Annotated in this window: 21 protein-coding genes; 12 read left to right on the top strand and 9 right to left on the bottom strand. The window is 61.4% G+C overall.

Going from position 1 to position 22,922, the window contains the following annotated elements:
• Positions 1–26: 26 nt before the first annotated feature.
• Positions 27–1,013, top strand: a complete 987-nt coding sequence (locus PMI07_RS19735) for a LysR family transcriptional regulator (protein ID WP_024163957.1) — start codon at positions 27–29, stop codon at positions 1,011–1,013.
• On the opposite strand, the gene PMI07_RS19730 is transcribed toward PMI07_RS19735, so the two are convergent.
• The 3 genes from PMI07_RS19730 to PMI07_RS19720 form a co-directional block, all read right to left on the bottom strand.
• Complete coding sequence (locus PMI07_RS19730; protein WP_024163956.1) at positions 962–4,123, bottom strand: efflux RND transporter permease subunit; 3,162 nt, start codon at positions 4,121–4,123, stop codon at positions 962–964. The two genes, PMI07_RS19735 and PMI07_RS19730, sit on opposite strands and share 52 nt — an antisense overlap.
• Positions 4,124–4,150: 27 nt before the next feature.
• Complete coding sequence (locus PMI07_RS19725) at positions 4,151–5,308, bottom strand: efflux RND transporter periplasmic adaptor subunit (protein WP_007770983.1); 1,158 nt, start codon at positions 5,306–5,308, stop codon at positions 4,151–4,153.
• A gap of 69 nt (positions 5,309–5,377) precedes the next feature.
• On the bottom strand, positions 5,378–5,980 hold the full coding sequence (locus PMI07_RS19720) for a TetR family transcriptional regulator (protein ID WP_037087558.1): 603 nt from the start codon (positions 5,978–5,980) through the stop codon (positions 5,378–5,380).
• A gap of 282 nt (positions 5,981–6,262) precedes the next feature.
• Between PMI07_RS19720 and PMI07_RS19715 the strand changes: the two genes are divergently transcribed.
• Positions 6,263–8,206 carry a PAS domain-containing sensor histidine kinase gene (locus PMI07_RS19715; protein ID WP_007770985.1) on the top strand — a complete coding sequence of 648 codons (1,944 nt, stop codon included), beginning with the start codon at positions 6,263–6,265 and terminating at the stop codon, positions 8,204–8,206.
• A gap of 52 nt (positions 8,207–8,258) precedes the next feature.
• Positions 8,259–8,534, top strand: a complete 276-nt coding sequence (locus PMI07_RS19710; protein WP_007770986.1) for a BON domain-containing protein — start codon at positions 8,259–8,261, stop codon at positions 8,532–8,534.
• A gap of 66 nt (positions 8,535–8,600) precedes the next feature.
• Here the strand turns inward: PMI07_RS19710 and PMI07_RS19705 are convergent, their stop codons facing one another.
• Positions 8,601–10,943: a glucose/quinate/shikimate family membrane-bound PQQ-dependent dehydrogenase gene (locus PMI07_RS19705; RefSeq protein WP_007770988.1), complete on the bottom strand. Its 2,343-nt coding sequence runs from the start codon at positions 10,941–10,943 to the stop codon at positions 8,601–8,603.
• A 178-nt stretch (positions 10,944–11,121) separates the two neighbouring features.
• On the opposite strand from PMI07_RS19705, the gene PMI07_RS19700 reads away from it, so the two are divergent.
• Positions 11,122–11,847, top strand: coding sequence for a glutathione S-transferase (locus PMI07_RS19700; protein ID WP_007770990.1), 726 nt, complete (start codon positions 11,122–11,124; stop codon positions 11,845–11,847).
• 113 nt (positions 11,848–11,960) lie between these two features.
• On the opposite strand, the gene PMI07_RS19695 is transcribed toward PMI07_RS19700, so the two are convergent.
• Positions 11,961–12,452, bottom strand: a complete 492-nt coding sequence (locus PMI07_RS19695) for a sigma-70 family RNA polymerase sigma factor (protein ID WP_245277204.1) — start codon at positions 12,450–12,452, stop codon at positions 11,961–11,963.
• Between the two features lie 203 nt (positions 12,453–12,655).
• On the opposite strand from PMI07_RS19695, the gene PMI07_RS19690 reads away from it, so the two are divergent.
• Positions 12,656–13,504, top strand: a complete 849-nt coding sequence (locus PMI07_RS19690; protein WP_007770992.1) for a Ku protein — start codon at positions 12,656–12,658, stop codon at positions 13,502–13,504.
• Positions 13,505–13,506: 2 nt separating this feature from the next.
• Positions 13,507–16,023 (top strand): DNA ligase D, encoded by a 2,517-nt coding sequence (ligD, locus tag PMI07_RS19685; protein ID WP_007770993.1) that lies wholly within the window; start codon positions 13,507–13,509, stop codon positions 16,021–16,023.
• 61 nt (positions 16,024–16,084) lie between these two features.
• On the opposite strand, the gene PMI07_RS19680 is transcribed toward ligD, so the two are convergent.
• Positions 16,085–16,885: a Ku protein gene (locus tag PMI07_RS19680; protein WP_007770994.1), complete on the bottom strand. Its 801-nt coding sequence runs from the start codon at positions 16,883–16,885 to the stop codon at positions 16,085–16,087.
• 108 nt (positions 16,886–16,993) lie between these two features.
• On the opposite strand from PMI07_RS19680, the gene PMI07_RS19675 reads away from it, so the two are divergent.
• Both PMI07_RS19675 and PMI07_RS19670 read left to right on the top strand, forming a co-directional pair.
• Positions 16,994–17,194: a hypothetical protein gene (locus PMI07_RS19675; RefSeq protein ID WP_007770996.1), complete on the top strand. Its 201-nt coding sequence runs from the start codon at positions 16,994–16,996 to the stop codon at positions 17,192–17,194.
• Positions 17,195–17,386: 192 nt separating this feature from the next.
• A complete protein-coding gene (locus PMI07_RS19670; RefSeq protein WP_007770999.1) occupies positions 17,387–17,566 on the top strand; it encodes a hypothetical protein in 180 nt (59 codons plus the stop codon).
• A gap of 18 nt (positions 17,567–17,584) precedes the next feature.
• On the opposite strand, the gene PMI07_RS19665 is transcribed toward PMI07_RS19670, so the two are convergent.
• A complete protein-coding gene (locus PMI07_RS19665; protein WP_024163955.1) occupies positions 17,585–17,914 on the bottom strand; it encodes a hypothetical protein in 330 nt (109 codons plus the stop codon).
• A 146-nt stretch (positions 17,915–18,060) separates the two neighbouring features.
• Here PMI07_RS19665 and PMI07_RS33725 point away from each other — a divergent pair, with 146 nt between their 5' ends.
• Positions 18,061–18,453, top strand: a complete 393-nt coding sequence (locus PMI07_RS33725) for a BON domain-containing protein (protein WP_007751363.1) — start codon at positions 18,061–18,063, stop codon at positions 18,451–18,453.
• A gap of 86 nt (positions 18,454–18,539) precedes the next feature.
• Positions 18,540–19,037 carry a ferritin-like domain-containing protein gene (locus tag PMI07_RS19655; protein ID WP_007751366.1) on the top strand — a complete coding sequence of 166 codons (498 nt, stop codon included), beginning with the start codon at positions 18,540–18,542 and terminating at the stop codon, positions 19,035–19,037.
• Positions 19,038–19,146: 109 nt separating this feature from the next.
• Here the strand turns inward: PMI07_RS19655 and PMI07_RS19650 are convergent, their stop codons facing one another.
• On the bottom strand, positions 19,147–19,395 hold the full coding sequence (locus PMI07_RS19650; RefSeq protein WP_007751370.1) for a hypothetical protein: 249 nt from the start codon (positions 19,393–19,395) through the stop codon (positions 19,147–19,149).
• A 173-nt stretch (positions 19,396–19,568) separates the two neighbouring features.
• Here PMI07_RS19650 and PMI07_RS19645 point away from each other — a divergent pair, with 173 nt between their 5' ends.
• Positions 19,569–19,916: a DUF2934 domain-containing protein gene (locus PMI07_RS19645; protein WP_007751380.1), complete on the top strand. Its 348-nt coding sequence runs from the start codon at positions 19,569–19,571 to the stop codon at positions 19,914–19,916.
• Between the two features lie 296 nt (positions 19,917–20,212).
• Positions 20,213–21,688 carry a glycogen synthase GlgA gene (glgA, locus tag PMI07_RS19640; protein WP_051484218.1) on the top strand — a complete coding sequence of 492 codons (1,476 nt, stop codon included), beginning with the start codon at positions 20,213–20,215 and terminating at the stop codon, positions 21,686–21,688.
• A gap of 28 nt (positions 21,689–21,716) precedes the next feature.
• Here the strand turns inward: glgA and PMI07_RS19635 are convergent, their stop codons facing one another.
• Entirely contained in the window at positions 21,717–22,802 is a 1,086-nt protein-coding gene (locus PMI07_RS19635; RefSeq protein ID WP_155956569.1) for a helix-turn-helix transcriptional regulator, read from the bottom strand.
• Positions 22,803–22,922: the final 120 nt, after the last annotated feature.

Raw genomic sequence — 22,922 nt, 5'->3', positions numbered from 1 at the left:
TGCATTTTTGAACAGACGGGAACATCTTGAGCAACAATCAGAACTTCACCTGGGACGATCTGCAATATTTCCTGGCCGTGGCACGCAGCGGGCAGTTGTCGACTGCGGCCCGTCAATTGCGCACCAGCCACGCGACGGTCTCCCGCCGCATCGACCGGCTGGAATTCGCTCTCAAGGTCAAGCTCTTCGAGCGCAATCCGCGTGGATATGTCCTGACCGGCATGGGCCAGCGCTTCATCGAGACGGCGGAGCGGATCGAGACGGAGGCGGACCGGCTGCAGGCGGATGTCGCCTCAGGCACCACGGCGCAACGCGGCGTGGTTCGCTTAAGCACGCCGGAAGGGTTTGCGAATTTCTTCTTCGCCGACAAGATCCGCAGCTTCTGCGACAGCCACCCGAACATTTCGCTGGAACTGGTAACGATCCAGCAGATCATGTCGCTGTCGCGCAAGGAGGCGGATATCGCCGTGTCGCTCGATCCGCCGAAGGAAGGACCTTACCTGACGGAAAAACTGACCGACTACAGTCTCAACGTCTACGGCACGAAGTCCTACCTGGCGAAGGCCGACCCGATCCGCAGCCGGCAGGATCTGCTATCGCATCCGTTCATCGGCTATATCGAGGATATGATCTTCGCGCCAGGGCTCGACTATCTCGGTGACGTCCATCCGGGCATCAAGGCACGCTTCCAGAGCTCCAGCATCTTCGCGCAATTGACCGCGACGCTGAACGGGCTTGGACTCTGCGTGCTGCCGCATTTCATCACCCGGGTGCAGCCCGACCTCGAAATCGTGCTGCCGGACGAGGTGGAGCTAAGACGCAGCTATTGGCTGATGTGCCATCGGGATCTCAGCCAGATCCCGCGGGTCAGAATGGTGACGGACTATATCGTCCAGTCCGTCAGGGCCAATCAGCACGCCTTCCTCAGGAATTACCAGGCTCCCGAGGAAGGCGCTCGCCGTCACTCTGCCGCCATGGGCAGGTCGTCACGGCTGTCGAAAAGGTCACCCTGATTGGCGGGCGTCCGGTCGTCCTTATCGTCTTTCTTCTTGGGCTCGCGGCCGAAGAACAGGGCATAGGCGGCCGGCAGGACGAGGATGGTCAGCACGGTCGCGACCAGGATGCCGCCCATCATCGCATAGGCGAGCGGCCCCCAGAACACCCCGCGCGAGATCGGGTAGAGCGCCAGCACCGCAGTCATCGCGGTCAGCATGATCGGTCGGAAACGACGCACGGCCGCGCCGACGATCGCCTCCATCCGCTCCATCCCCGCCGCGATGTCCTGGTCGATCTGATCGACCAGGATGATCGAGTTGCGGATGATGATGCCGAGCAGCGCGATGACGCCGAGGATCGCCACGAAGCCGAACGGCGCGCCGGTCATAAGCAGCGCCATGGCAGCGCCGATGATACCGAGCGGGCCGGTGGCCAGCACCAGCATCGCCTTGCCGAAATGCTGCAGCTGGATCATCAGCAGCACGAGGATGACCAGGAGCATGATCGGCGCCTTGGCGGCGATCGAGTTCTGGCTTTCGGCCGCATCCTCCGCACCGCCCTGGATCTCGACCTTGTAACCGGCCGGCAGGTTGGCCCGCAGATCGGCCATGCTGTTGTAGAGGTTGAGCGACACCTGGGTCGGTTCGACACCGTCCGGCAGCGTCGCCTTGACCGTGATCGTCGGCAGGCGGTCGCGGCGCCATTCGATGCCCTGTTCGAGAACCGGCACGACCTTGGCAATCTGCGAGACCGGCACGAAGCCGCCGAAATCCGTCGGCACATAAACCGACTGGACCGCCGAGAGCAGGTTACGGGTGGCATCCGGCTCGCGAACGACGATCGAGACGGTTTCTTCGCCATCGCGGAAGTCGCTGATCGGCGCCCCGGCGGTAGCGGCCTGCAGCATCTGGCGGACACGCTGCGAGGTGACGCCCAGCGCCCGGGCACGGTCCTGGTCGATGACCAGTTTCATGGCCGTCACCGGTTCCATCCAGTCGTCATGGATCGCGCCGAACAGCGGCTGCTGCTGGTAACGTTCCTTGACCTGGTCGGCGATACGACGGACTTCCGACGGGTCCGGACCGGTGATGCGCATCTGGACCGGCCAGCCGACCGGCGGACCGAGGAAGAGGCGGTCGACCTTGCCGCGCACGGTCGGAAAGTCCTTGGCCAGGATATCCCTGAGCTTGACGATCAGCCGTTCGCGGGCGTCGACATCCTTGGACATGATCAGGAGCTGCGCATAGTTCGGGTTGCGGAGCTGCTGGTCGAGCGGCAGGAAGAAGCGCGGCGCGCCCTCGCCGATATAGGTGGCGACGAAGGTCTTGTCGGTGTCGGGCAGGATCTTGTCTTCGAGAGACTTCGCCTGGCGTTCGACTTCCTCGATCGCCGTGCCTTCCGGCAGCCACAGATCGACCAGGATTTCCGGCCGCGATGACTGCGGGAAGAAGCTCTGCGGGATGAACTGGAAGGACCAGAGACTTCCGAAGAAGGCGCCGAAGGTCAGGAGAAGCACCATCGCCTTGTGACGCACGGACCAGCCGACGGCATGTCGGACGCCGCGGTACATGCGCGTGTCATAGGCATCGTGATGGGTACCGGCGTGCGCCCGCTGCTTGAGGATCATGTAGCCGAGCCAGGGGGTGAAATAGACGGCCACGAACCAGGACGTGACGAGCGCGATGCCCACCACATAGAACAGCGAGCGCACGTATTCGCCGGCGGTGGAATCGGCGAACCCGACCGGGATGAAGCCGGCAGTGGTGATCAATGTGCCGGTCAGCATCGGGAAGGCGGTGGACGAATAGGCGAAGCTCGCCGCGTCGAGGCGGGCGAGCCCCTCCTCCAGCTTGCGTTCCATCATCTCGACGACAATCATCGCATCGTCGACCAGCAGGCCGAGCGCGATGATCAGCGCGCCGAGCGAGATCCGCTGCAGCTCGATGCCCATGTAGAACATGATTGCGAACGTCGCAGCCAGCACCAGCGGGATGGTGATGGCGATGACGATGCCCGAACGCCAGCCGATCGAAATCAGCGAGACGATGAGGACGATGACCAGCGCTTCGATCAGCGCCTGGGTGAACTCGCCGACCGCTTCGGTGACGACTTCGGGCTGGTTGGAGACCTGCTCGACGGACACGCCGACCGGCAGCGTCTGTTCGAAACGCTCATAGGTCGCTTCGACCTCGTGGCCGACATCGGTGACCTTGAACCCGGGCGCCATGACGACACCGACCTGGACGCTGTCGTGACCGTTGAAGCGGAACTTGCGCTGATAGGGGGTTTCGAGGCCGTCAGTGACGGTGGCGACATCGCCGAGCCGGATCACCTGGTCGCCGGCCTTTATGCGCAGTTCGCGGATGTCTTCCGGCGTGGTGACGCCACCTTCGACAGCGATGCGTACCGAGCGCTCGGCGGTCTGAACGCTGCCGGCGGGATCGATATTGTTCTGGCCCGACAGCGCATCGCGGATGTTGAGGACCGTGAGGCCCCGTTCGGCGAGAGCCTTGGAGGAGACGTCGATGAAGATCTTCTGCGGCTGATCGCCGAGAATGACGGCCTTTTCGACGCCGGGCGTGGCGAGCAGCATGTCGCGGGCCTGGATCGCGAACTGCTTGAGTTCGGGATAGCTGTAACCTTCGCCGCTGATCGAGTTCAGCGTGATGTAGGTGTCGCCGAACTCGTCGTTGAAATAGGGACCGAGCAGGCCGGCCGGCAGATCCTGGGTGATATCGCCGATCTTCTTGCGGACCTGGTAGAAGGCGTCCTTGACCTCGGCGGTATTGGTATCGCCCTTGATCTGCACCGTAGTGATCGCCACGCCGGCGCGGGTATAGGACTTGACCCAGTCAAGATGCGGGGTTTCCTGCAGCTTGCGCTCGATCTTGTTGACCACCTGATCCTGCATCTCCTGGATGGAGGCGCCGGGCCAGACGGTCTGCACGACCATGACGCGGAAGGTGAAGTCCGGATCTTCCTTCTGGCCCATGTTCATGACGCCGAGCGCGCCCATGACGATGATGAGGCCGAAGAGGAAACGGGCAATGCTCGGATGGGCGATCGCCCAGCGGGACAGGTTGAACCGGGCCTTTTCCGAGGGATTGGCCTGATGAGAGGAGCTCATGGTCTTAGGTCCTTTAAGCCGGGGCGATCAGGGCGCGAGCGATGCGGTGGTAAGGCCGCTGACGCTGCCGAAGCGGGAGGCGACGGTTTCCGGCAGCTTGACCTTCATGTCTTCCTTCATGAACTGCGTGCCGGCCGAGACGACGAGGTCGCCTTTGGCAAGTCCTTCGGCGACGCGAACGCCGTTATCCGAGAAGTCGGCGACCTTGACGGCACGCGAGTTGACGGTGCCCTTGCCGCGATCGACGATCCAGACGACGGACTGGCCGTCCTTCTTGGAAAGCGCCGCAAGCGGAATGGCATAGGTGGCGACGGCATTGTTTTCGGCGGCTTCGATCGTCGCGGTCATCCCGAGCAGGACACGGCTGTCCTCAGGCAGGCTGACGCGGACCGCAAAGGTGCGAGACTGGGCGTCGGCGCTGCCGGCGACCTCGCGGACCTTGCCGTCGAGCACCAGATCGGTGGCGGACCAGAAGCGGGCCTTCACCGTCTTGCCCGGCGTGAACTGGGCGACATCCATTTCGGGAACGGCGATCTGCACTTCCTTGCTGCCCTCGACGGCGACAGAGAGGACCGGCGTGCCGGACGCGACCACCTGGCCGATATCGGCGCTGACCGCGGTGACGATGCCGTTCTGGTCGGACTTCAATTCGGTATAGGCAACCTGGTTGCGGGCCTGGTCGAGCGCCGACTGGGCCGATTCCCTTTGCGAAACGGCCTGGTCATTGGCGAGCTGCGCCTGTTCGAGCTGCGATTGGGACGAAATACTCTTCTCGACAAGCGTCTCAGCCCGGCGGCGGGCGAGCCCGGAGATTTCCACCTGCTTCTGAGCGGATGCGAGATCGGCCTCCGCGCGGCGCACGGCGAGCTGGTAGTCGACGGCGTCGAGCTTGGCGAGCACATCGCCGGGGCGGACGCGCTGGCCGACATCGACGAGCCGTTCGGTGATCTTGCCGGCGACGCGGAAGCCGAGGTTCATCTCGGTGCGCGCCTTGACGGAGCCGGAATAGTCCATCTTGCGGCCGTGATCGGCAGCAGCGACCTCGGTCACCTTGACCGGACGGACGATTTCCGGGGCTTCAACTTTCTTCTCTTCCGAGCAGGCCGCCAGCGCGCCGAGCGCGGTCGCAACTAAAAGGCCCTTGAAGAGAAACGAGACATCACGTCTGGTCTTTACGAAAAACATAGTCCGCACTCCTGATGGCGGGTTTTCGATCAAGACGCCCCTGTAAACAGTGGGAGTGGGCGCCGGTGTTTACTTGAGGGCCCTGAGGGCGAATTCGACGAGATCGGCCGGCATCATGCGCCGGTCCTCGATCAGGCATTCAGCGACGATCTGCGGATGGCAGAGCGTGACGACACTGGCACACATGCACTCCGAGGCAAGAATGGCATCCTGCTCACGAAATTCGCCGACGGCGATACCCTCGCGGATGACGCCGGCGACGATCGCCTGCAACTGCTTAATGTGATCCTCCACGACGGACCATTGTTCTTCGATGGCAATGACCACCATCTCGTGGACCTTGTTTTCATGCAGAAAGGTTTCCACCGTGATCTGATGCTGCTGCAGGAAATGGTCGCGCAGACGCTCCGTCGCACTGACCGGACGGGCCGCATTGGCACGCGCCACAGCACGGCTGGCTTCCAACATCCGATGTGCCAGCGCTTTGTGGATGTCCGCCTTCGACGAGAAGAAACGGTAGATATTGGCCGGCGACATGCCGAGATCGCGGGCGATGTCGGCAACATTGGTCTTGGTGTAGCCGTAGTGCTTGAACAGCCGCTCGGCCGCATCGAGGATGCGGGTGATATTGTCCTGCCGCGACGTGTCCAGCGTATTTTCGTTGGTATCCATACCGCTGATGGCTTTCGTTTTACGTGTGACGATTTTCATCTTTCGTCAGTCGTAAACGGAAAATCGTCATTCGTCAAGCCGTCTCATGTCGCCGCCGCTTCGGCGCAAGATAAAAATTTTCCGAAAGATGGAACCAAAATGGGAATCAGACATTATTTCGCGTTGGACCACCAATGCGGTGGCCCGGGGACAATAAATGAGCAGGCTGCAGAGTTACGACGTCTGGGACGTCGCATTGTCATGTTGCGTTAGACCACGAACGTCGTGGGCTGGGGACAGTAAATGAGCGTGCCGAAAGGTTACGATGTTTCGTTGCTTGACGAAGAGCGTTATCGTCTTCTCGTGGACGCGATCACCGATTACGCGATCTACATGATTGACGCTGACGGCAAGGTCGCCAGCTGGAATCCCGGCGCTCAGCGCTTCAAGGGATACGAGGCCTGGGAAATCCTCGGCGAACACTTTTCCCGCTTCTATACGCCTGAAGACAGGTTGGCGCGGGCTCCCGAACACGCTTTGCGGACCGCTGCGACAGAAGGCCGTTTTGAAAAGGAAGGCTGGCGCGTCCGCAAGGACGGCACCCGCTTCTGGGCGCATGTCATCATCGATCCGATCTGGAGCCGTTCCCGCGAGCTCATCGGTTTCGCCAAGGTGACCCGCGATCTGACCGAGCGGAAACAGGCCGAGACGGAACTCCGGTTGAGCGAGAAGAAATTCCAGATCCTCGTCCAGGGCGTCACCGACTACGCCCTCTATATGCTCGACCCGGATGGTTACGTCAGCAACTGGAACCCCGGCGCCACGCGCATCAAGGGCTATACGGCTGACGAAATCGTCGGCCAGCATTTTTCGCAGTTCTATACGCCGGAAGACCGCGAGCGTGGCGAACCGACCCGGAGCCTGGAAACCGCACGGCGCGAGGGGCGGTTCGAAAGAGAAGGCTGGCGGCAGCGCAAGGATGGCACGCGTTTCTGGGCGCATGTGATCATCGACGCGATCCGCAACGAGGAAGGCAGGCTTCTCGGCTTCGCCAAGATCACCCGCGACATCACTGAAAAGGTCGAGGCGCAAAAGGCCCTCACCCAGGCGCGCGAAGAACTTTTCCAATCCCAGAAGATGGAGGCGATCGGCCAGCTGACAGGCGGTGTCGCCCACGATTTCAACAATCTGCTGATGGCCGTGCTGGGCAGCCTGGAAATTCTCAAGAAACGCCTGCCCGACGACTCGGCGCTGATGCCGCTGCTGGACAATGCCATCCAAGGTGCCGAACGGGGCGCAGCGCTCACTCAGCGCATGCTCGCCTTCTCCCGCCGGCAGGAATTGAACATGCAGGCGATCGACGTGCCGGCACTCGTGAACGGCATGATGGATTTCATGCAGCGCTCGCTCAGCGCCTCAGCCTCCGTCGAGACCCACTTCGCCGAAAACCTGCCACCTGTCTCGAGCGATCCAGTTCAGCTTGAGACAGCGCTTCTGAACCTTGTCGTCAATGCTCGAGACGCAATGGCTGGCGGCGGCACGATCATCATCGGCGCCGAGGAATATTGGGCCGACAAGGACACCGGCAGGCTGAAGCCCGGCCGTTACGTGCGACTGGCAGTCACCGACAGTGGCGAGGGCATGGACGAGGAGACCCTCATTCGCGCGACGACGCCCTTCTTCACCACCAAGGGCGTCGGCAAGGGAACCGGGCTCGGACTTTCCATGGTGCAGGGTCTGACCGAACAGTCGGGTGGCAAACTCGAGATCGAAAGCCAGAGGGGCAAGGGCACGACGGTTTCGCTCTATCTCCCCGCGGCAGATGCAAACGAATGTCCGCAGTCTTCGGAGAAACCCATGCCTTCGCCCGCCACAGCCCCCAGAGGACGCCTCACCATTCTTGCCGTCGACGACGACGCGCTGGTATTGATGAACACGACGCTGATGCTGGAAGATCTCGGCCACACCGTGATCGAGGCTTATAGCGGCGCCGATGCTCTGAAGGAACTGAGAGGCGGCACCCATGACATCGACATCGTCATCACCGATCATTCCATGCCGCGCATGACCGGCTCGGAACTGGCCGCCGTCATTCGCGAAGAAAGGCCGGGCCTGCCGGTGGTGCTGGCGACCGGTTATGCGGAATTGCCCACAGGCGGCGACAACCGCCTGCCGCGATTGCCGAAGCCCTTTTCGCAGAGCCAGCTTCAGGAGATCATCGCCACGGTTCTGAGCGGAGGCCGCTGAACCAATCGCCCCCGCCGCGCGTTGTCGTGCCATGTCAGAACGGAGAACGACAATGGTCTTCAAGCATCAGCATTTTCACGAGACACCCCCTGAGGTAGAGGCGGAATTTCCCCCGAGCGCAACGCTCGAAGGGGCGGTCTCCGATGCGCTCGCTTCGACCGGCGGTGTCGATGCAAGCGATGTCACCGTCACCGCCAGTGGATCCGAGATCACGCTGGGCGGGACCGTCCAATTGGAGACAGAAGTGGCGCGAGCCGAAGAAGTGGCGCTGAGCGTTGCTGGCGTGACGGACGTTCGCAACGAAATCCGTTTCACTGGCGTCGCCTAATTCAGCCGAAGCCGAATGCAGAAAGGTCCGGACGCCAGACATCCGGACCTTTTTTGTTGAGCTCTCCTATCGCGGCAGGGCGTAGGCGATCACGTAGTCGCCGGGCTTGGTGCCGACGGAGCCGTGACCACCGGCCACCATCACCACGAACTGGCGGCCGTCATCCACCGCATAGGTCATCGGCGTCGCCTGACCGCCGGCCGGCAGCCGCGCCTTCCAGAGTTCGCGACCGTTGGTGAGGTTGTAGGCACGCAGATAGTTGTCGACCGCAGCGCCGAGGAAAACGACACCGCCCTTGGTGATCATCGGCCCGCCGATCCCTGGCACCCCAACTTTGAAGGGTAGCGGCAGTGGCGTCATGTCATAGACCGTGCCGTTGCGGTGTTTGTAGGCGATCTCCCCGGTGCGCAGATCGACGCCCGAGACATATCCCCAGGGCGGCGCCTGGCAGGGGATCTGCAGCGGGCCGAGGAACGGCCCCATGAAGACGCCGTAGGGCGCACCGTCGTTGCGGTTGAGGCCCTGTTCGCTGGCTTTCTCGTCCTCGCCCTTTGGCGGAATGTCTGCGCGTGGAACCAGCCTCGAGGTGAAGGCGAGATAGGTCGGCATGCCGAACATCACCTGCCGTTCCGGATCGACCGCGACGCTGCCCCAGTTGAAGGTGCCGAAATTGCCCGGATAGACGATCGAGCCCTTCAGCGACGGCGGCGTGTAGCGGCCGAGATAGTTGTACTGGTGGTACCAGATGCGGCAGACCATCTGGTCGAACATGGTGATGCCCCACATGTCCCGTTCCTCGAGCGGCCGCGGCTTGAAGGTCAGAGCCGAGGTGGGCTGCGTCGGCGCAGTCCGGTCTTCCGGGATAGCCCCGGCCGGCGCCGGCTCCTCGGTGACCGGGATGATCGGCTCGCCGGTGCGCCGGTCGAGCACGTAGATGTCGCCCTGCTTGGTTGGGCCGACCAGCGCCGGCACGACCGTATTGTCCTGCTTGGTGATGTTGAGGAGGACCGGCTGAGCGGGGACGTCCATGTCCCAGAGATCGTGATGCACCGTCTGGCGCACCCAGCGATCGGCGCCGGTATTGAGATCGAGCGCGACGATGGAGGAGGAATATTTCTCGACATTCTCGCTGCGGCCCATGCCCAGTTGGTCCGGCACCTGGTTGCCGAGCGGGATATAGACGAGACCCAAGTCTTCATCGACGCTGAACACCGACCAGCTGTTCGGCGAATTGGTCGTATAGGTCTGGCCCGGCGGCAGGGGTTGTGTCTGGCTGGGATTGCCCGAATCCCAGTTCCAGATCAGCTGTCCCGTCTTGACGTCGAAGGCCCGGATAACGCCGGATTGCGACTGGGTGGAATAGTTGTCGTTGACCGCTCCGCCGATGATGATCTTGTTGCCGGCGATCGCCGGCGGCGAGGTCGAGTAGTAGTAACCGGCCGGATTGTACTGCATGCCGCTGGTGAGCTGCAGCGTTCCGTTGTCGGCAAAGGACGTGCAGACCTGGCCGTTGGCGGCATCGAGCGCGATCAGCCGCGCATCCGAAGTCGGCAGATAGACCCGTTCCGCACACGGACTGCCGGCAGCGGCGGCCGCGTCCTTATAGTAGCTGACGCCGCGGCAGGTCTGGTGCTGTCGGTCCGGGTTCATGCCGGAATTCGGATCATATTTCCACTTCTCCTTGCCGGTCGTCGCATCGAGCGCGATTGCGAGATTGTGCGGCGTGCAGAGATAGAGCGAATTGCCGACCTTGAGCGGCGTCACCTGATAGGTGGTCTCCCCGACATCGTCCGGCCGTTTCACGTCGCCGGTCTGATAGCGCCAGACTTCGGTGAGGTGAGCGACATTGTCGACCTTGATCTGGTCGAGCGGCGAATAACGTTGGCCAAAGGGCGTTCGCCCATACTGGTGCCATTCGCCGGGCGGCACGTTGCCCCCCATCGGCGGAGCGGCGGCGACGGACTGTTCGGGAAGCGCGCCGCTCTGGTCGTGCGGATCAAGGAACATCGAGACGATGGCGGCGACGATCGCGATCATCAGCGAAATGCCGAGCGGCAGGGCGCTGGCGCCGTAACGCATGCCCGTCGGGCTCGAAAAGCCGAGCGGGGTGCGAATCCAGGGGGTCAGGAGCCAGAGGCCAAGAAGGATAATCAATCCGCCGCGCGGGCCGAGCTGCCACCAGTCGAACCCGACTTCCCAGATCGCCCACACGAGCGAGGCGAGCACCAGGACGGTATAGACCCTGAGCGCCATGGCGTTCCTGAGAAAAAGCAGGATGGCGGTCAGCACGAAGCCGAGACCGCAGATGATGTAATAGGCGCTGCCGCCGAGCAGCACCAACTGCCCGCCGCCGATGGCCAGCGCCACCCCGATCAACGTGAAAAGGATCGCGGTAATCCTGATAGCCATATTCAAAACCCTGTCCAAAGGCGAAACTGCCGGGCGCGAAAACGTCGCGACACCATCCGCCCCTTTCAACCCAACCTCTGTGCAAAAGTTCCAACTTGTGCTGCCGTCAGGCAGATTTAAAGGAACAGTCACACGGGAAAGCCGGTTGTGCCTTCACTTAAGGGAGTCCGAAACTGAAATGACCTACGAGCTTTATTACTGGGACGGCATTCAGGGCCGTGGCGAATTCGTGCGGCTGGCGCTGGAAGAAGCCGGAGCCGACTATGTGGATGTTGCCCGGGGAGATCGTGGCACCCCGAAAATGATGGACTATATCCATGGCAAGCACGGCTACGACATGCCCTTCGCGCCGCCCTTCCTCAAGGATGGAGACATGATCGTCTCGCACGTCGCCAACATCCTCCATTATCTCGGGCCGAAGCTGGACCTCGTGCCGAAGGACGAGAAGTCCCGCATCTTCGCCCATGCCCTGCAGCTGACAATCACCGATTTCGTCGCGGAAGTGCACGACACGCACCACCCCATCAGCACCGCCGACTATTACGAGGATCAGAAGCGAGAGGCCAAGGCCCGTTCCAAGGCGTTCCTGAAACATCGGGTGCCGAAGTTCATGGGTTATTTCGAGCGCATCATCGCGGCCAATCCGGCAAAGAGCGGCCACACGGTGGGCGACGCCTTGAGCTATGTCGACCTGTCACTCTTCCAGATCGCTGAAGGCCTCGCCTATGCTTTTCCGCGCGCCATGAAAAACTTTGACAAGGATTACCCACTCGTCGCCGAGCTGCGTGACGTGGTCGCCAAACGCCCGAACATCGAAGCCTATCTCAAGTCCAAACGCCGGCTCGCCTTCAACGAGTCGGGCATATTCCGGCATTACCCGGACTTGGACGAGGATCCGGCCTGATCGGCCTAGATGAACGCAAAAACCGGGGCGATCGTCACCAGGACGACCACCGCCGCAATCAACATAAATTTCATGACGACCTCCAAAAAACTGAGCTGCGGGATTGCGGCAGATCAGTTCGTTTCTTCCCCCAATTCCTGCAGAATTTGATGCCGCGCCCGATTGAGGCGGCTTTTCACCGTGCCGACCGCGCAGTCGCAGATCTCGGCCGCCGCCTCGTAGCTTTCTCCAAGGATCGCGACCAGCGTCAGCACTTCGCGGTAGTGCGGCGGGAGTTTCTGAAGTGCCCGCTGGACCTCGCGGGCTCTGGCCGCCATCTCCTGGTTTGCTGCAACCGGCGTATCCCCCGAAATGTTCTCCTCTATCCCCGGAGCCTCGCGGCCAAGCACCTTGATGCGCGTATAAAAGGTGTTGCGCATGATGGTGAAGAGCCAGCTCTTCAGCTTGGTGCCCGGCTCGAACTTGTCGAGATTGGCGAGCGCCTTCATCAGCGTCTCCTGCACCAGGTCGTCTGCATCGCTGGGATTGCGGCAGAAAGTACGGGCAAATGCGCGGAGAGCCGGAATTAGCCTCACTATGTCTGCACGTGCAGGATCACCATTCAACTGTGATTCAGACACCGTTGCCTACCTCTCCGAAGTCTTCATGGCTGGAATGACGGGGGCAAACGCACGCCTTGCGTATTTGGTTCCCCTAAGATGAATGCCCTGTTCATCTTCCTGACAGAAACCCTTGTCGCTTGCGCGGAACAAACAGGCCGGCAGGCCTGTTGATAAGGCTTTCACTGAGTTCTGCCGGGAGTTCTGATATGGCGCCGCGTGCAAACTGGAAAGGGTATCTGAAGGTCGGAGAGCTGAGCTGCCCGGTGGCCCTCTACACGGCCGCCTCGACATCCGACCGTGTCAGCTTTCACATCATCAATCGGGAGACGGGCAACCGCGTCCATCGCCAGATGGTCGACGCCGATACCGGCAGGCAGGTCGAAAGCGACGACATCGTCAAGGGTTACGAGGTTTCGAGCGGCCAATACGTCTTTCTCGAGCCGGACGAGGTGAAGGCGGCGGTGCCGGAGAGCGACAAGACCCTCGAGCTCGAAACCTTCATACCCTGCGACGGCATCGACACCATCTTTATCGATCGCCCCTATTACCTGGCGCCAGCCGACAAACCCGCCGCGGAAGTCTTCGAGTTGATCCGCAAGGGGCTGAGCGAAAAGAATGTCGCAGCACTTGCCCGCACGGTGCTCTTCCGGCGGCTGCGGACAGTGCTTATCCGCCCAAGCGAACAGGGCATGACCGCCAGCACGCTCAACTACGACTACGAAGTGCGGCCGGCCAAGGAAATCTTCTCCGACATCAAGAGCTTCGAGATCGAGGGCGAGATGCTCGATCTCGCCGAGCACATCATCGACACCAAGCGCGGCGAGTTCGATCCGGCCGGGTTCGACGATCGATACGAGGCAGCGCTCGCCGAGCTGATCAAGGCGAAGATCGAGGGCCGCAAGCTCAAGAAGAAGCCGAAGCCGGAACCGAAAAAGGTTTCCAGCCTGCTCGATGCACTGCGCCAAAGCGCCGGCGACAAGAAGACTGGACCGAATAAGCCCGCCAAGAAAACCGTATCTCGTAAGACTGCCGCCCCGCAGAGAAAGGCGAGCTGATCATGGCGCTCGAAACCTATAACCAGAAGCGGAACTTCAAGGTTTCGCCGGAACCCCACGGCCGCAAGGCCAAGGCATCGGGCAACAGTTTCGTGATCCAGAAACACGACGCCACCCGCCTGCATTACGATTTCCGGCTGGAGATGGATGGCGTGCTGAAAAGCTGGGCCGTCACCCGCGGCCCGAGCTTCGTACCGGGCGAAAAGCGGCTGGCGGTGCATGTGGAAGACCACCCGCTCGATTATGGTGGTTTCGAAGGCATGATCCCGAAGGGCAATTACGGCGCCGGAGCGGTGCTGTTGTGGGATCGCGGCACCTGGGAACCGATCGGCGATCCTCACAAGGCCTACAAGAAAGGCCACATGGAGTTCGAGCTAAAAGGCGAGAAGCTCGAAGGCCGCTGGCACCTCATCCGCATGGCCCAGCGGCAAGGCGAAAAGCGCGAAAACTGGCTGCTGGTCAAAGGCGAGGACGAATTCGCCCGCGCCGAGGGCGACAAGGACATTCTTGAGGAAATGCCGCTTTCGGTGAAAACCGGCAAGACGCTCGACGACATCTGGGGCCGCGAGGGATCGGCGGCCAAGGGTGCCGCCAAATCGAAAACGAAAGCTAGGCCTGTTCCCGAACCGGAAAAATCCGACATTGCAGTTTCTGAGATCAAAGGTGTCAGGAAAGCCGAACTTCCGGATTTCATCGAGCCCCAACTGGCGACGCTGGTGAAGGGTGCCCCCTCCGGCAAGCGTTGGGTCCACGAGATCAAGCTGGACGGCTATCGACTTCAGGCGCGTATCGCTGACGGCAAGGTGACACTGCTGACGCGGACCGGGCTCGACTGGACGCACAAATTCGGCGCGGAGATCGTTGCGGAATTCGCAAAGCTTGCCGCTTCCGGCGCGATCATCGATGGCGAAGTGGCGGTCGAGGCAGGTTCTGGCGCTACCGATTTTTCCCTGCTGCAACAGGATCTCAGCGAAGGCCGGGACGACCGGTTCACCTTCTACGCCTTCGACCTGCTGCATATCGACGGCTACGACCTGACCGGCGCAACACTCCTGAAGCGAAAGGAGGCGCTCGAAACCCTGCTGGCCGACAGCGGCCCGGCGTTGCGCTACAGCGAGCATTTCGGCGACGAAGGCGGGCTGGTACTGAAACATGCCTGCCGGCTGAGCCTCGAAGGCATCATCTCCAAGATCGCGGATGCGCCTTATCGACCCGGCCGCGGCCGCGACTGGGTGAAGTCGAAATGTTCGGCCCGGCAGGAATTCGTGGTCGCGGGGTTTGTCCCCTCCTCCGTGTCCAGGACCGCGATCGGATCGCTGGTCATGGGATATTACGACAAGGGAAGGCTGCGGCATGCTGGCCGCGTCGGCACCGGTTATTCGAATGCCGTGGCGCAATCGCTCTTCAAGCGCCTCAACGAGATCCAGGCCAACGAAAGCCCGTTTGACGAAAAGCTCGTCGGGGTGGAAAAGAAGGACGTCGTTTTCGTCAGGCCCCAACTGGTGGCGGAAGTGGAATTCCGCGGTTGGACGGCGGATGCGCATATCCGCCATGCGGCCTTCCGGGGCTTGCGCGAAGATAAGGACCCGAAGGATATCGTCCGGGAAGGAGGGCCAGTGAACGTAGCGGAACAATCCAAGCCGCCGAAGCGGACGGTCAATCTCACCCATCCGGATCGGGTCTACTGGCCGGACGTCGGCGTGACCAAGGCCGGGCTTGCGGACTATTACACCGAAGTCTGGCGGCTGATGGCGCCCTTCGTCGTCAACCGCCCGCTGGCGCTTTTGCGGGGTCCCGACGGCATCGGCAGTCAGCTTTTCTTCCAGAAACATGGCTGGAAGGGCATGACCAAGAACGCCGTGCTCGTGAAGGACCCCGCCGATCCGGCGGAAGAGGATATTACCATCCGCAACCTCGACGGGCTGCTCGGCCTTGTTCAAGGCGCGACGCTGGAAATCCACCCCTGGGGTTCCAATCTCGACGACTGGGAAAAGCCGGACATGGTCAATATCGACCTCGACCCCGGCGAAGGCGTGTCCTGGACCGATATCATTGCCGCGGCCCATGACGTGAAGCGCCGTTTCGAGGATATGGGGCTGGTCGCCTTCGTCAAGACTTCGGGCGGCAAGGGCCTGCACGTCGTCGCACCCGTCAAACCCAAGGCGGAATGGCCGGAGGTGAAGGCGGCGATGAAGGCGCTGGCCGACGGCATGGCCGGCGACGATCCCGACAAATATGTCTCGACGATTACCAAGTCGAAGCGAAGCGGCAAGATCCTCATCGACTACCTGCGCAACGGCCGCGGCAACACCGCGGTAGCTCCTTATTCCACCCGTGCCCGGCCCGGCGCACCGGTCTCCATGCCGGTCGGGTGGGACGAGCTCGGCGGCGCGATCGGCCCCAACTATTTCACGGTCATTAACGCCCCGGCGCGCGTTGCCCAGCAGACGAAGGATCCCTGGGGGGATTTTCGCAAAGCGGAAGCGGTGATCGAGTTCAAAATGAAGAAGAAACGGTGAAGGCTGAGGCGAGACGGTGCGTCTTGCCAATCTCCCCCGCAAAGGGGGAGATCAGGGTGTCTCACCGCCCCTTTCGCTCAGCTTCCAGGCTCTTCTTCAGCGCGGCGGTGATATCGATCACATTGCTGCTGCGCTCCGGCGCCTTCTCCTCGACCTTCTTCCTGGTCTTGCGGCTCTTCTTGCGTTCGGCGATGATTTCGAGCAGCCGGTCCTGGACGGGGTCGTCCGCCATGGAAGGCTTCCAGGCTTCGGTGCGCTCGTCGATGATCTTCTTCATCATCGCCAGATGCTCGACATCAGCCTTTTCCTTCGGTTCTTCGACGGCGTATTCGTCGGCGTCGCGCACTTCGTCGCCGTACCGCAAGGTCCATACGACGATCCCCTTGTCCTTGGGCAGCAGCAGAACCGCCCGCTCGCGACGATACATGACGAGCCGGGCAATGCCGCCGGTATTGGTCTTCGCCATGGCTTCACGGATCACCGCGAAGGCCTCTGCGCTCACCTCGTCGTCGGGCGCCAGATAGTGCGGCCGGTCGTACCAGATCCAGTCGATCGAGCCTGATGACACGAAAGTCTCGATATCGATGGTGCGGGTGCTTTCCAACCCGACATCCTCGATCTCCTCGTCTTCCAGGAGAACATAGTCGTTTTCGCCCTTCGGATAGCCCTTGACCTGATCTTCGTCCTCGACCGCCTCGCCGGTCTCGGCATCGACATACTGGCTGAGGACGCGATTGTTGGTCTTGCGGTTGATGTTGTGGAACCGCACCTTGGCCCCTTCGGAGATAGCCGGCGTCATCGTCACCCGGCAGGTGACGAGCGAGAGCTTCAGATAACCTTTCCAGAATACGCGCGGTGCCACGGGAAAACTCCTTCGTTTGCCCGATAACCCGCGCTGCCTTCGCTTGGTTCCGGAACAAACGCACGATCCAAACCGTTTTCGGGATGAAACAAGCCAGGAGCCAATCAGATGAGCATCAACACCACCCCGAACTCTGCGCGGAAAGAGCCCGACAAGAAGGCCGAGCAGTCGGTTCGCGAGCGCGGCGAAAAGAATGAACTGGATGAACAGCTCAACGAAGGCCTGGAAGACACGTTTCCGGCGAGCGATCCGGTGTCGAGCACGGTGACATCCATTCCCACCGGCACGCCAAAACCGCCCAAGCACTAACCTTTTTAAAAATCTTTGGAACAAAAAGGGCGGCTTCCCGGATAGGAGGTCGCCTTATTTCATTTTTCCTCTGTGACTTTTTCGGGATATCCGGGATCGACCCTATTGATGTATGGGAGCTGATATAGGGTTATAACGGGCGGATATGGTAGCGGCATCGGATATTCCGGTGGGGACGCATCAGAGGTCGGGATGACGAAACAGAACACTCCGCTTGCGGAAGAAGACATCAGGATGGGACGGCGGGTCAGCCGTCAGGTCTCGGTTCTTCTGACCGAAATTGAAAAGGAAGACGTTCCTGATCGTCTGCTCGAACTGGCCCGCGAACTGCAGAAGGCGCTCAACGAAAAGATCGACGGCCACGCCGACTGACTCTCTCCGCCACGCCGGTCAGAGCTGGGTTGAAACCACGTTGTCGATGCGCACACGGCCACCGATCACGCCCCTTGGTCCGTTCGGCGCGAACCGGCAGCTCGTATCCTCGATCACCGTATAGAGCTTGTCGCTGCGGAAGGCGCTCGCCATTTCGGTCGAATTGCCTTCGCTTGGCGAAGCATCGATTTCCATGAAATCCAGTTCCGCCTGGCTCGCCACGAGCCGCGCATCGCCGGCGGTCTTGGCCCGGACCACTACTTCGCCATGTGGCGGCGAGTTCTGCCAGTTCGGATCGTTAGGCGCGGCCGTCGGCACCAGCCGATAAATCTTCAGCCTGTCCTGCATGTCTCTCTCCCGTCGCAAGCAGTTTTCTAGTTGAAGACCTAAACGCGGTTCGGGCGTTCCGGTTCCATCAACTCGCGCGGAACTTTTCCGGCAACCATGGGTTTCTCCGCTGCGGGCGATCATGCCCCCTGAGAAGGAGAAAGCCGATGAAGAATGAGCAGCCGAAAGCTGGCCGTCCCGGCGAGACCTCGCAATGGCCTCGGTGGGAGGGCCCGGCAGAAAGCCGCCCGAGCGGTTATCTTCAGGGCGAAGCCAATATCTTCGCTGAGGGACCGGAACAGGAAAAGCAGATCGGAAAGGGGCCGAGCGGTTACGACCGGCCCGACGATCTGATCGCACGGGACGTAAACCAGCAACTGACTCAGGACGCCTTTCTCGACCCGGCCAACATGACGGTCTCCGTGGAGAACGGCGAGGTAAGGCTGGAGGGTTATGTCGCCCACCTTGCCGACAAGACCCGGGCAGAAGAGGTCCTCCTCGACATCGAGGGGGTCACCGCCTGCCGCAACAATCTTCGGATTGCGCCCGAAAGGCACTGATCCCCGTGGAACCTGTGAGGCACCTGCTCGTTAGGTGCCTCGCAATCCCTTGCCATAAGAATACCCATCAACAAGGAGAGAGACCAATGGCTAACAAGACCCTCGACGACCTTTTCCATGAAACCCTCAAGGACATCTATTACGCCGAGCGCCAGATCGTGAAGGCGCTGCCGAAGATGGCGCGCGGTGCCCAGGATCCGAAGCTGAAGGCGGCATTCGAGAAGCATAGGGAAGAAACCGAAGGCCAGATCGATCGCCTGAAGCAGGTGTTCGAGATCATCGGCAAGCGGGCCCAGGGCAAGACCTGCCCGGCGATCGACGGCATTATCGAAGAAGGCGAGGAAATCCTGGACGAGTTCAAGGGCACTTCCGCTCTCGACGCCGGTCTGCTCGCCGCAGCGCAAGCGGTCGAACATTACGAGATCAGCCGCTACGGCACGCTGCGCGCCTGGGCTCAGCAACTCGGCCACCGGGACGCCGTAACGCTTCTCGAACAGACGCTCGCCGAGGAAAGCAAGACCGACGAGGCTCTGACGGTCCTTGCCAAGACCGCGGTCAACACGGCTGCCAAGAAGGCCGCGTGACATCGAACGATCAGCAGAAGGGCGCGGCTTTGGCCGCGCTTTTTTCGTGGGTCCAGACACACAAAAAAGCCCGACCGAAGCCGGGCTTTTCCTCCCTTTCCCGACCTCCTCAAGCCGGGAAAGATCGCCTCAAAACCGAAGCGTCGGTGTTTCCGTGCAGGGGCGGAACCGGCAACATCTCGCCATTCAGCGCCTGCCGGCGGAAAATCTCAACCCGCCCGCTTCGGTCGCGCGCCACATGGGCCTTGGCGGCCTCCATGGCGAGTTCATATGTGTGGTAATAAGACGCAGACTGGACGCCATCTATGACATAGACCCAGCCAGTTGCGTGTGGGACGATATCGCAGTATTTTCCCATTGGATGTGTCTCCTTCCCGGCGGCCATAAGTATATTCGACAGCCAAAAGTTCCGCGTCCGGGGAAGTTTTTTTCGAGTGGTGGCCGCGTCGTGGCCGGTTGCGATTTTTCGTTTTTACCAGGGAACTTTTCTGCGCCGAGCGCGTTGGGGCGCTTGGGCGAATGGAGACAATAATGGCGGAATCCGAAGAAATCTGGATCAAAAAACGGGCCTACACTTTGTGGGAAGAAGAGGGCTATCCCTCAGGCAAGGATCGGGAGCACTGGGAACGGGCCAAGCTGGAATATGCCACGCTCGGGCCAACCGCTTCCAAGAAGCCTGCGGCAGCGTCGCGCGGCAAGTCCGCCACCGCCGCGAAGCCGCCGAAAGCGGCGGCCAAGGCTGCTCCAAAACCGGCAACGAAAACGGCCGCTGCCAAGGTTTCTCCGGCGAAGACAACGTCCAAGGCACCGGCTGCTGCCGCGCCCGAAGCCGCCGAACCGGCCAAGAAACGTTCCAAGAAGGTTCCGGCTGGCGCTTGACGCCACCCGGCCACCCAATTTCATCATCATCGTTATCGGTCGCGGCGACTGACATCGCGACCACGGATTCGTTTACCCTGGAAAAATCGAATGGCTTTTGCGTCTGAACCTGGCCTCGGTTCCGCCCTGACGGGGAACGTTGGCCAGGGCGGAAACGTTCTGGAGGGTGAGATTGGCAGATGGCGGAGGCACGCATGATGAACGCTTACGTCCCGATCGACGACCCTCGTCGAGATGAGCGGAGCGCGGCGGAACAGGGGAACAATACAGGTTATGGAAAGCGGGGGCTTCCCGGAATGAGAGTTCTTTCGGTCACCTCCGAAATCTTCCCCCTTGTGAAGACGGGTGGCCTTGCAGACGTGACTGGCTCCCTGCCCAAGGCGCTGAGCCCCCTCGGTATCGAGACAACCTCCCTGATCCCCGGTTACCCCCAGGTCATGCAGCAGCTGAAGAGCGCCATGCCACTGGTCACATTCGACAATCTGCTTGGCGAGCAGGCAGCCCTCCTTCATACCCGCGTCGAGGGCCTCAGCCTTTTCATCCTGGATGCGCCCGCTCTCTACGATCGGCCGGGCGGCCCCTATGTCGACGAAGAAGGCATCGACCATCCAGACAACTGGAAGCGTTTCGCCGCACTTTCCCTCGCCGCGGCAGAAATCGCCGATGGGTTACTCCCTGGCTGGGTTCCCGACCTCGTTCACACCCATGACTGGCAGTCGGCGCTGACCTCCGTCTACATGCGCGAGCGCGGCTGCAAGACGCCGGTGGTGTTGACCATCCACAACCTGGCCTTCCAGGGCCAATATCCTGCCGGTGTGCTGATGAGCATCGGCCTGCCACCGGAAGCCTATTCCATGAACCGCATGGAGTATTTCGGCGATATCAGTTTCCTGAAAGGCGGGCTGCAGACGGTCGACGCGATCACCACGGTCAGCCCAACCTATGCACGCGAGATTCTCACCCCGCGCTTCGGCATGGGCATGGACGGCGTTCTGAACGCGCGTGTCTCCATCCTCCGGGGCATCGTCAACGGTATCGACCTCGATATATGGGACCCATCGACCGACCCTCACCTGCCGCGCAACTATGATATCGGCACGTTGCGCCGCAAGCGCGAGAACCGCGCCGTGCTGCTCGAAAAATTCGGGCTGGACGCGTCGCAGGAAGGGCCCGTGTTTTCCGCCGTCAGCCGGCTGACATGGCAGAAGGGCTTCGACATGTTCGCCGATACGGCGGACGAGGTCATTCGACACGGCGGCAAGGTGATCGTCTTCGGCCAGGGCGACCGGGAGATCGAGCGCGCCCTCACCGATACCGCTGCGCGTTTTCCTGGCCGGATGGCGGTGCATTTCGGCTATGACGAGCCAACGGCGCATCTGGTCCATGGCGGGTCGGACGCGATCGTACAGCCCTCCCGTTTCGAGCCCTGCGGGCTGACCCAACTCTATGCGCTCCGCTACGGCTGCGTACCGGTCGTCTCCCGCACCGGCGGGCTGTCGGAAACGATCATCGATGCCAATGACGCGGCCATGTCGGCCCGCGTCGCCACCGGCTTCCAATTTCACCCGGTGACCACCGACGGACTGCGGCTGGCGCTTCGCCGCGCATTGCACGCCTATGCCGACCCGAAAATGTGGGCACGCCTGCAGAACCAGGGCATGAAGGCGAAATTCTCCTGGGAGCGCAGCGCCCAGCAATATGCCGCCGTCTATGCCAGTCTGGCGCTCAAGTCCGGCCATGTCGCAAACGATATCCGTCGCGCCACGCTCTGAATAGAGCGCGCGCGGAAAGCTGGATCAGCTAGGGAAGAAGCGGGAGGCCTCTCAAGAGCAGGACCAGTTGCGCCTGAGTGCGCACGCCGGTCTTCATCATGATGCGCTTGAGGTAGGTTCTGACAGTTTCCCGGGAAACGGCGTGCTTTTCCGCCGCCAGTTCCACGGTGCCACCGGAGCCGATTTCCCATGCGATCCGGGCTTCGGCGGGTGTCAGGTCAAAAAGACCGCGCAGGACCAGGGGATCGAGCGTCCCGCTCGCGCCGACCTTCGTGACGAGCAGGACTGCCAGCGATCTGTTGAAAATGTCGCGCGACCGTTTCTTGATCGGGACGACATTGATGATCAACGGCACCTCCTCTTCCTTACTGGCCGGCAAGGGAATGCTCTGGACGATCGGCACGTCTGCATCGCGCAAAGCCGCCATGGATGTCTTGAGAAGCAACTCGGCGGCCGGACTGGAAAGCCTGATCCTGTTGCGGGCGCCGATGACGACCTGCGGACCCAGGCCCCCAAACTGCGGATTTGCTTCGAGGACACCGCCCTCGTCACCGATGACGGCTGCCGGCATCCCGATCAATTCGAGCGTATCGACGGTATTGCGGGCCTGCCTGAAAGCCAGGCGGGAGGCGAGCCATGCAGCCCGCGTTATATCCGGCTTCAGCCTGTTCATGACTGCCATATCGCTCGGCTGGAACGGGCCGGCAGCGGTCTCGCGAAGAAGATCCACGATCAGGAGGTGTCCCGAAGGCTCCTGCTGGACGTCGCCGGCCGTCCAGCCGAACCCGAGCGGCCTGAGGCGCTCCCTGTAGATCGGGTCCTCTTCGATCTCCTGTTCCGTCATCAGGTCGATATCGCGCAGAAAGGAAAACTTCCGCGACTGGATATGTCTTTCCGGCCTGATATTCTCGTACCGGATTTCGCTGGAGCTGAAATCGAGCAATGCCTGGTGAATGCGTGGGCTGCAGACCCATCGATATTGATGATGATTGTCGACAGTCGCGATAGCCGCAGAATGGGCGCCGGCCAGGCCCGCCATGGTTTCGCATACGGAAGGCCAGAGTTCGGGTATGAACGCCGCCTCATAGAGCTGCTCGGGAAAATCTACTGACACCAACGAATGTTTCCGCCCTTCAAAAGTCGTGCCAGTTCAGTGGGATCGCTCCGTATTTGTCAATATGCATATGTACTTAGATGAAAGCCGCAACATAGCAGGCCACGACTCGAAGATGGT

This window comes from Rhizobium sp. CF080 (genome assembly GCF_000282095.2).
In the GTDB taxonomy this organism is placed as follows: Bacteria; Pseudomonadota; Alphaproteobacteria; order Rhizobiales; family Rhizobiaceae; genus Neorhizobium.
This window is presented reverse-complemented; position numbering and strand designations above follow the sequence as displayed.

What these genes read in the sequence shown, in the direction of transcription:
- PMI07_RS19730 (WP_024163956.1), bottom strand. Translation starts at nt 4,123, where the DNA reads ATGAGCTCCTCTCATCAGGCCAATCCCTCGGAAAAGGCCCGGTTCAAC.
- PMI07_RS19725 (WP_007770983.1), bottom strand. Translation starts at nt 5,308, where the DNA reads ATGTTTTTCGTAAAGACCAGACGTGATGTCTCGTTTCTCTTCAAGGGC.
- PMI07_RS19720 (WP_037087558.1), bottom strand. Translation starts at nt 5,980, where the DNA reads ATGGATACCAACGAAAATACGCTGGACACGTCGCGGCAGGACAATATC.
- PMI07_RS19715 (WP_007770985.1), top strand. Translation starts at nt 6,263, where the DNA reads ATGAGCGTGCCGAAAGGTTACGATGTTTCGTTGCTTGACGAAGAGCGT.
- PMI07_RS19710 (WP_007770986.1), top strand. Translation starts at nt 8,259, where the DNA reads ATGGTCTTCAAGCATCAGCATTTTCACGAGACACCCCCTGAGGTAGAG.
- PMI07_RS19705 (WP_007770988.1), bottom strand. Translation starts at nt 10,943, where the DNA reads ATGGCTATCAGGATTACCGCGATCCTTTTCACGTTGATCGGGGTGGCG.
- PMI07_RS19700 (WP_007770990.1), top strand. Translation starts at nt 11,122, where the DNA reads ATGACCTACGAGCTTTATTACTGGGACGGCATTCAGGGCCGTGGCGAA.
- PMI07_RS19690 (WP_007770992.1), top strand. Translation starts at nt 12,656, where the DNA reads ATGGCGCCGCGTGCAAACTGGAAAGGGTATCTGAAGGTCGGAGAGCTG.
- ligD (WP_007770993.1), top strand. Translation starts at nt 13,507, where the DNA reads ATGGCGCTCGAAACCTATAACCAGAAGCGGAACTTCAAGGTTTCGCCG.
- PMI07_RS19675 (WP_007770996.1), top strand. Translation starts at nt 16,994, where the DNA reads ATGAGCATCAACACCACCCCGAACTCTGCGCGGAAAGAGCCCGACAAG.
- PMI07_RS19670 (WP_007770999.1), top strand. Translation starts at nt 17,387, where the DNA reads ATGACGAAACAGAACACTCCGCTTGCGGAAGAAGACATCAGGATGGGA.
- PMI07_RS19665 (WP_024163955.1), bottom strand. Translation starts at nt 17,914, where the DNA reads ATGCAGGACAGGCTGAAGATTTATCGGCTGGTGCCGACGGCCGCGCCT.
- PMI07_RS33725 (WP_007751363.1), top strand. Translation starts at nt 18,061, where the DNA reads ATGAAGAATGAGCAGCCGAAAGCTGGCCGTCCCGGCGAGACCTCGCAA.
- PMI07_RS19655 (WP_007751366.1), top strand. Translation starts at nt 18,540, where the DNA reads ATGGCTAACAAGACCCTCGACGACCTTTTCCATGAAACCCTCAAGGAC.
- PMI07_RS19650 (WP_007751370.1), bottom strand. Translation starts at nt 19,395, where the DNA reads ATGGGAAAATACTGCGATATCGTCCCACACGCAACTGGCTGGGTCTAT.
- PMI07_RS19645 (WP_007751380.1), top strand. Translation starts at nt 19,569, where the DNA reads ATGGCGGAATCCGAAGAAATCTGGATCAAAAAACGGGCCTACACTTTG.
- glgA (WP_051484218.1), top strand. Translation starts at nt 20,213, where the DNA reads ATGAGAGTTCTTTCGGTCACCTCCGAAATCTTCCCCCTTGTGAAGACG.